This window comes from Neisseria sp. HMSC074B07 (assembly GCF_001810355.1).
Taxonomy (GTDB): domain Bacteria; phylum Pseudomonadota; class Gammaproteobacteria; order Burkholderiales; family Neisseriaceae; genus Neisseria.
This window is the reverse complement of record NZ_KV800897.1, coordinates 1-7,167: the sequence shown is the minus strand read 5'-3', so window position 1 is coordinate 7,167 and position 7,167 is coordinate 1. Positions and strand designations below refer to the sequence as shown.

At 54.6% G+C, this 7,167-nt stretch carries 6 protein-coding genes; 2 read left to right on the top strand and 4 right to left on the bottom strand.

Annotated elements, in window-relative coordinates; all coding sequences use genetic code 11:
- Nucleotides 1–232: 232 nt before the first annotated feature.
- Together cysW and HMPREF2726_RS01285 are read left to right on the top strand one after the other, a co-directional pair.
- Nucleotides 233–1,093 (top strand): sulfate ABC transporter permease subunit CysW, encoded by an 861-nt coding sequence (cysW, locus tag HMPREF2726_RS01290; protein WP_009312943.1) that lies wholly within the window; start codon nucleotides 233–235, stop codon nucleotides 1,091–1,093.
- A complete protein-coding gene (locus HMPREF2726_RS01285) occupies nucleotides 1,090–2,163 on the top strand; it encodes a sulfate/molybdate ABC transporter ATP-binding protein (RefSeq protein WP_070601928.1) in 1,074 nt (357 codons plus the stop codon). Before cysW ends, HMPREF2726_RS01285 begins: the two co-directional genes overlap by 4 nt.
- Before the next feature lie 66 nt (nucleotides 2,164–2,229).
- Here the strand turns inward: HMPREF2726_RS01285 and HMPREF2726_RS01280 are convergent, their stop codons facing one another.
- The 4 genes from HMPREF2726_RS01280 to HMPREF2726_RS01265 form a co-directional block, all read right to left on the bottom strand.
- A complete protein-coding gene (locus tag HMPREF2726_RS01280) occupies nucleotides 2,230–3,348 on the bottom strand; it encodes a hypothetical protein (protein ID WP_003778773.1) in 1,119 nt (372 codons plus the stop codon).
- A 244-nt stretch (nucleotides 3,349–3,592) separates the two neighbouring features.
- Complete coding sequence (recD, locus tag HMPREF2726_RS01275) at nucleotides 3,593–5,350, bottom strand: exodeoxyribonuclease V subunit alpha (RefSeq protein ID WP_009312946.1); 1,758 nt, start codon at nucleotides 5,348–5,350, stop codon at nucleotides 3,593–3,595.
- A 68-nt stretch (nucleotides 5,351–5,418) separates the two neighbouring features.
- A complete protein-coding gene (locus HMPREF2726_RS01270) occupies nucleotides 5,419–5,712 on the bottom strand; it encodes a chaperone modulator CbpM (RefSeq protein WP_009312947.1) in 294 nt (97 codons plus the stop codon).
- A gap of 11 nt (nucleotides 5,713–5,723) precedes the next feature.
- Nucleotides 5,724–6,668 (bottom strand): DnaJ C-terminal domain-containing protein, encoded by a 945-nt coding sequence (locus HMPREF2726_RS01265; protein ID WP_009312948.1) that lies wholly within the window; start codon nucleotides 6,666–6,668, stop codon nucleotides 5,724–5,726.
- Nucleotides 6,669–7,167: the final 499 nt, after the last annotated feature.

The following is a 7,167-nucleotide window of genomic DNA, read 5'->3' as shown; positions in this document are numbered from 1 at the left end:
TTTTGCCCGACGGGGTGAAAAATACAGTTGCTACCGTGAAAAGTCGTTTGAAATCCCTGTTGCCGTGCGGTGGATTCCCGCCTGCGCGGGAATGACGAAAGCTAGACGTTTTTTGTTCCCCTTTTAATCCATAAAAGATAAAAGGTCGTCTGAAAACAAATCCGCCTCACAAAAAACGGTTTTCAGACGACCTCCAAACACCTTAAACAACAAACCAGAGAACACCACCGCCATGAAACCCTATTCCGCCAATCCCAACCTGACCGAACCGCGCTGGCTGCGCGTGCTGCTGACCGCTGTCGCGCTGGGGTTCCTGCTGCTGATGCTGGTCGTACCGCTCATCGCCGTGTTTTACGAGGCGCTGAAAGGCGGTTGGGATTTGTACCTGCAATCTATTACCGACCCCGAAGCATGGGCAGCAATCAAGCTCACCCTGATTACTGCTGCGGTGGTCGTTCCCGTCAATGCCGTCTTGGGCGTGGCGATGGCGTGGCTGCTGACCCGTTTCGACTTCCGCGGCAAGCAGTTGCTGACCACCCTGCTCGATTTGCCGTTTTCCGTATCGCCCGTGGTGGCCGGTTTGATGTTCGTCTTATTGTTCGGCGCGCACACGGCATTGGGCGGCTGGCTCGAAGCGCAAGGCATACAGATTATCTTCGCCATACCCGGCATTATTCTGGCGACACTGTTCGTTACCTTCCCCTTTGTCGCGCGCGAAATCATCCCGCTGATGCAGGCGCAGGGCGACAGCGAAGAACAGGCCGCGCTGATTCTCGGCGCAAGCGGCTGGCAGATGTTCTGGCGCGTTACCCTGCCCAACATCAAATGGGCGCTGCTCTACGGCATCATCCTCACCAACGCCCGCGCGATGGGCGAGTTCGGCGCAGTCAGCGTAGTATCGGGACACATACGCGGCGAAACCAACACCATCCCGCTTTTGGTCGAAATCTTCTACAACGAATACAACTTCACCGGCGCATTCGCCCTCTCCGGCGTATTGGCACTTTTAGCACTGGCGACGCTGGCGGTGCAAAACATCATCACAAAATTACAAGACAAAAAACTCGCCGCCGCCGAAAGGAACGCAGCATGAGCATCACCATCCAAAACCTAAACAAACACTTCGGAGCGTTCCACGCGCTGAAAAACATCAACCTCAACGTACCCACCGGCAAACTCGTTTCCCTGCTCGGCCCTTCCGGCTGCGGCAAAACCACGCTCCTGCGCATCATCGCCGGACTGGAAAACGCCGACGGCGGCAACATCCTCTTTGACGGGCAAGACGTAACCGCCAAGCATGTGCGTGAGCGCAAAGTCGGTTTCGTGTTCCAACACTACGCCCTCTTCCGCCACATGAACGTGTTTGACAACGTCGCCTTCGGTTTGACCGTATTGCCCAAGTCCGAACGCCCGCCCAAAGAACAAATCCGCACCAAAGTCGAAGAATTGCTCAAACTCGTGCAGCTCTCCCACCTCGCCAAATCCTATCCGCACCAGCTCTCCGGCGGCCAACGCCAACGCATCGCCCTCGCCCGCGCCCTCGCCGTCGAACCCAAACTCCTGCTTTTAGATGAACCCTTCGGCGCACTGGATGCCAAAGTGCGCAAAGAATTACGCACCTGGCTGCGCGACATCCATCACAACCTAGGCGTAACCAGCATTCTGGTTACACACGACCAAGAAGAAGCCCTTGAAGTTTCCGACGAAATCGTCGTCATGAACCACGGCAAAATCGAACAAACCGGCAGCGCCGAAGCCATTTACCGCAAACCCGAAAACGCCTTCGTTACCGAATTTCTCGGCGAAACCGACGCATTTGAAGGCAGAATCGAAAAAGGCATCTGGCACTACAACGGCTTCGCGTGGAAATTGGACACGCAATACAAATGGCAGGAACAAACCGCCACCGGCTACATCCGCCCGCACGAATGGCAGCTCGCCGCCGAACACGAAACCCCGATGATCCGCGCCGAAATCGAAAAAATCCACGCCGTCGGCGCACTGACGCACGTTTTGGTGAAACACGGCAAACAAGACGTACATATCACGCTCGCAGGCAGCGACGCTTCTCGGCTGGATTTGACCGCAGGGCGGGAATTGGCATTAGTGCCGAAACAGGTTTATGTGTTTTCGCAGAACGAGTTGATTGAATATTCGATTTGATGGAGGAGAAAAGCAAAGGTCGTCTGAAAACCTGTTTTCAGACGACCTTTGCTTTATCCAAACGGCTTAGAATTTGTATTCCACCTGACCGCGCAAGACGTTGACGTCTTGTCTGCTTGAGCCGGCAGTCGGGGTAACTTGTTTGCCCGCCAAGTAAAAGCCTGACACTTTCCAGTTTTTCCAAGGAACGTAGGTCGCGCCGACTTGTACGCCTTGTACGTTTTTACTGTAGTCTTGTACGGAAGATACGCCCGAGAGTGCGCCGACGCGGCGGTAGTTCAGGAAGACGTCGTAGGAATTGCGGACTTTCCAGTCGGCGAGTTTGTAGCGGACTTCGGTGAACACGCCGTCGTTTTTGATTTTTTGTCCTGCATCGTTATAGGCTTTGATGTTGGACTTGCTGACTGCCGCCATCCAACGCCAATCGTCGTTGAATTTGACATCTGCGCCGATTTCGCCGAAGACGGCGTTTTTCTTCGCACCGCGCACGTCTATGTCTTTCATGTAGCTGACGGTTGCGCCGACGTTGATGTTTTCGTTAATCGGCAGGCTGCTTTGAATGGCGGCGAAGTGTTTGCGGCGGCCGCCTATGCCCCATACGTTGTCGTTGAGGCTGCCGGTGCGGCGGCCAGCGTAAATTTTGGTGGGTAGGGTTTTGTTGTCAAAGAAGATTTCGCCGCCGGTTACTTCGGTATCCCAGACGCGTCCGTAGGAGGAGAATGCGCCGAATTTACCGACGCGGGCTTTGATGCCTTCGGTAATCGAGCCTTCGGCATACAGTTTGTTCACGGGAACATCATGGTCGCCGTTGAATTTGCCGGTTTTCAAGTCGATGTTGGGTTCGATTTGGGTAACCAGTTTCCAGTCTTTATAAAGCTTGGCGCGCAACCAGAATTCGGCGTTGAAATTGGTATTGGAGGCGTCGGGCGTGGGATTGGTGCTGCTGTTGTTGGCATTGATGTCTTTGGTGTCGGCGCGGACGCGGAATGTGCCGTTTACGGTCAGCAAATCGTTGAAAATGCTGATTTTGTCTTCGTCTTTGCGGATGACGCTGCCCGAATTGACGTAATCGCTCGTCGTTGCCAATGCGGCGGCATCGCGCTCTACGCTAGCGGTTTCTGCAAATGCGGTGGGTAATGCCGCCAAGGCAGCGCATACAACGGCAAAGTTTTTTTGGATGTTCATGCCAATCTCCGATTGAAGGGTAAAAGGTATTTTTAACAAAAATTCCTAATCAATATTTGTTAGAAATTTACTAATTTTTGTAATCGAACGGCTGTAATCCTATGAAAGACGGCACAAACCGTCAAGAAGATTTAGAGTATTATGCTTATTTCCAAACTGATTTTGACGCATATCAATAGAGAAAGGTCGTCTGAAAACTTCCGGCAGCATCCGTTCCGTTTTCAGACGACCTTTAGGGTTTGATTCAAGCTTTCGGCACGAACATCGCGTCCAAGATGTCGCCCAATGCCGTGCGGCGGGTTTTGCGGGTTTCCACCGCCATCCGCCATTGCTCTTCATTTCCCCAAAAGACGAAGCGTTCCCGTGCGCGGGTGATGGCGGTGTAAAGCAGCGCATTGTTTAAGCCCGACAGCGCGTCATCCCCGCCCTGCTCTATTTTCCCCGACGGCGGCAGCAGCCAGACTTCCCGATATTCCGAACCCTGGCTTTTATGCACAGTCATGGCGAACGCGGAATCAAACTGCGGCAGGCGGCTGATGGCGATTTTTTTGAAACCGTCCGCATTCGGAAAATACGCCGCCAAGCCGTTCGCCGACTCCGCGTCGGGCATAATCAGCCCGATGTCGCCGTTGAACACTTCCAGCGTATAGTCGTTGCGCGCAATCATGATGATTTGTCCCGCGAACCACGGCGTATCCGCGCCCGCCCGATGTTTGCGTTGCAGATAGCGGCAATACTCTTCGTTAAACGCCTCCGCGTCCTGCCTCCATGCCGCCAAAACGACCACATCCGCCGCGTGTCCGAACGCCAGTGTCACATCGTTTTTATCGACTGCCTGCCAATATTTTTCGTGTTTGCGGTAAAGCAGTTCCGCCTGCTGTTTCAGACGACCCTCGCGGATTTCCAGCTCGTCGGGGAACAAGGCAAACTGCGCCCAACCTTCCCCGCCCTTGCCCGATACGACCGCCCTAGCCAGACAGCCGATGCCGCTATTTGCGCCGAAACGGTGGCTGACCGTCAGTTGCGCGACGTTTTGCGACAAAGCCGGCGGATTTTCCTCCACGGGGAAACCGTGTTCCGGCAGATAAATACTCAGTTGCTCCGCCGTCTCTTTATTCAAAACCGTCCGTCTCGACAACGCCGCCAATACCGCGCCGACGCCGACCGAAGGCAGTTGGAACTCGTCGCCCAAAAAAATCACGCGGCAGCCCGACGGAATCGCACGCAGCAAGTGAAGCAGCAGGGAAACATCCAACATCGAAGCCTCATCCACCACCAATACATCCAAAGGCAGCGGGCGGTTGCCGTCAAACGCAGGCAGCATTTGCGGCGGGCGCAGTTTCAAAAGGCGGTGGACCGTCTGCCCTTCCAGCGCGGACAAATGATTGCGTACCGCCTCCGGCATCTCGAAACCGTCCACCGCCCGATGCAGCGCGCGCGCCATATGCGCCGCCGCCTTGCCCGTCGGCGCGGCAAGCGCAATATGCGGCAGGCGCGTGGCAGAGTTGGTGCAAATCAGCCCCAAAAGTTTTGCCACCGTCGTCGTCTTGCCCGTACCCGGCCCGCCCGTAATCAGCATAAACGCTTGAAGCAGGGCAAGCCCCGCCGCATCCCGCTGGCCTTCGCTGCCCTTATCGGCAAACCAGCAAGACAAGTTTTGCGACGCGCTCATCCAATCCACAGGCTCGACTTCCGCTTCTGCCAAACGCTTGATTTCAGCCGCCAAATCATGCTCGAGTTGCCACATCCGCCCCAAAAACAGCTTTCTGCCCTGCAACACCAACGGCGACGCGCCCTGCCCGACTGACGGCGCCAATCCCGCCAATTCCTCCGCCTCGCCCTCATCCAGCCAAACAAACGAATGCCCGTTCTGCAAAGCCGCAAACAGCCGCAACACATACGGCGTCAGCACCGCAGCATGCTCCGGTACGCAACGCTCCAGCAAATGCCCGGCCGCTTGAGCGGCGGCAAGGTTCAAATCATCGGCGGTATTCTCAGCCATTTTCGTTTCCCGTATTGAAAAAAGGTCGTCTGAAAACTGTTTTTCAGACGGCCTTCTTTTGTTGACCGCTATTTGCCTTCATCCAGCAGGGATAAGGGCTGCTGCGCCTTGCGCAATTCTTCCACTTCGTCCAGCAGGCGCATAATCAGGCCGAGTGCGGGAATTCCGGCATCAAAGTCGCGGCTCAGGCGCTGGGCGCGGCGGATGCGGGCGAGTTGGAAACCGCTGTACAAAGTTTGTTCCGGCCTGCCGTTTACGCTGATGATTTCTTCCTCTATCAGCTCCAGCAGCCAATCGCGGCGGCAGCGGCTGGCAGCGAGGATTTCTTCGAAAGTCAGGGTAATGTCGGTGTGTTGCGTCATGGTTTGTCCTTTCAATTTGATGCGCTTTTGCCGTCAAAGTGGGCGGCAAGCTGCGCCCATGCGGCGCGGTCGGCTTCGCTTTCGGCCTTGGGAACGCTGATGCGGATGTTGAGGTACAAATCGCCCGCTTCTTTGGCCGGAATGCCTTTGCCTTTCAGGCGTATGCTTTTACCGTTTTGGCTGTTGGCGGGCAGGTTGACCTGCAAACGTCCCGCTGCGGTGGGAACGATGATTTTGCCGCCCAATACGGCTTCCCAAGGCTTGACGTCTATGGTCTGGTATACGTCTTTTTTGTTTTTAACGTATAAATCGGGTTTGTCGTGGAACTTGATTTTCAGATACAAATCGCCGTTTGCGCCGCCGTTGTGACCGGGCAGGCCCTGTCCCGCCAAACGGATTTGCTGGCCTTCGGTAATGCCTTTGGGAATTTTGACATTTAAGGTTTTGGTCTGATAACCGACGCGGCCGTATTCGTCCACGGTCGGCACGTTCAGGCTTAATGAGCGCTCCGCGCCGACATAAGCGGCGTAAATATCGATACTCAGTTCGGCGTGCTGGTCTTCGCCTTTAATCGGACCGTCCGGCCTTGCGTGCGCCTGTCTCTGACTGCGGCCGAAGCCGGCAAACAAATCTTCAAAATTGAAATCGCCCGCACCGAAAGGTTCGCCGCCGCGGTATTCGTAGTGAAAGCCGCCGGATTGCGTGCCGCCGAACGGATTGCCGCCTGCGCTGCGGCCGTAGGGGTTGGCCAGCAATTCGTCGTATTCGGCACGCTTTTCACGGTCGGATAAGGTTTCGTAGGCGGTGTTGATTTCGGCGGTGCGCTCGGCGGCGTCAGGTTCTTTGCTGACGTCGGGATGGTATTTGCGTACCAGTTTGCGGTAGGCCTTTTTAATGGTGTCGGCGTCGGCGGCTTTGTCCACGCCGAGAATTTCGTAATAGGTTTTTTCTGCCATATCGTTCTTCCGTCTTTATCATGTTAATCATTATGCCGTATTTGCTATTTATAAGGGCGGAAGGCATAGATTCAATACTCTAGGCGCACAAATAAACGGTTAAGGCAGGTAAGCATCAAAAAGGTCGTCTGAAAACGGAAATCCGGTTTTCAGACGACCTGTCTGGTGTAACGGAATCGATAGCTAAGAATGGCAAGGCGGCGGTTGTTCAAATCCATAGCCGTCTGGACGATGGTCTGTCAGAGCTTTTAGCCGGTTGAAACATACCAAAGCCTTTCTATTCCGTAGCCGGCTTTGTGAGCTTTCTGCCCAATACCTTACTCTTCAGTTATATTTAGATACAGAAATCAAACTGATATGTCGTGTTTTACGGTAACGCCGAGTTTGATTCGGCGCTTCACCTTTGCCCGGATAAATCCCTGTTCCACGTTCCACTTCAAATGTAAAATGTTTTGGTTGACGGGCAAATATTGCGTATTCACGCGATTCGATTGCTGAT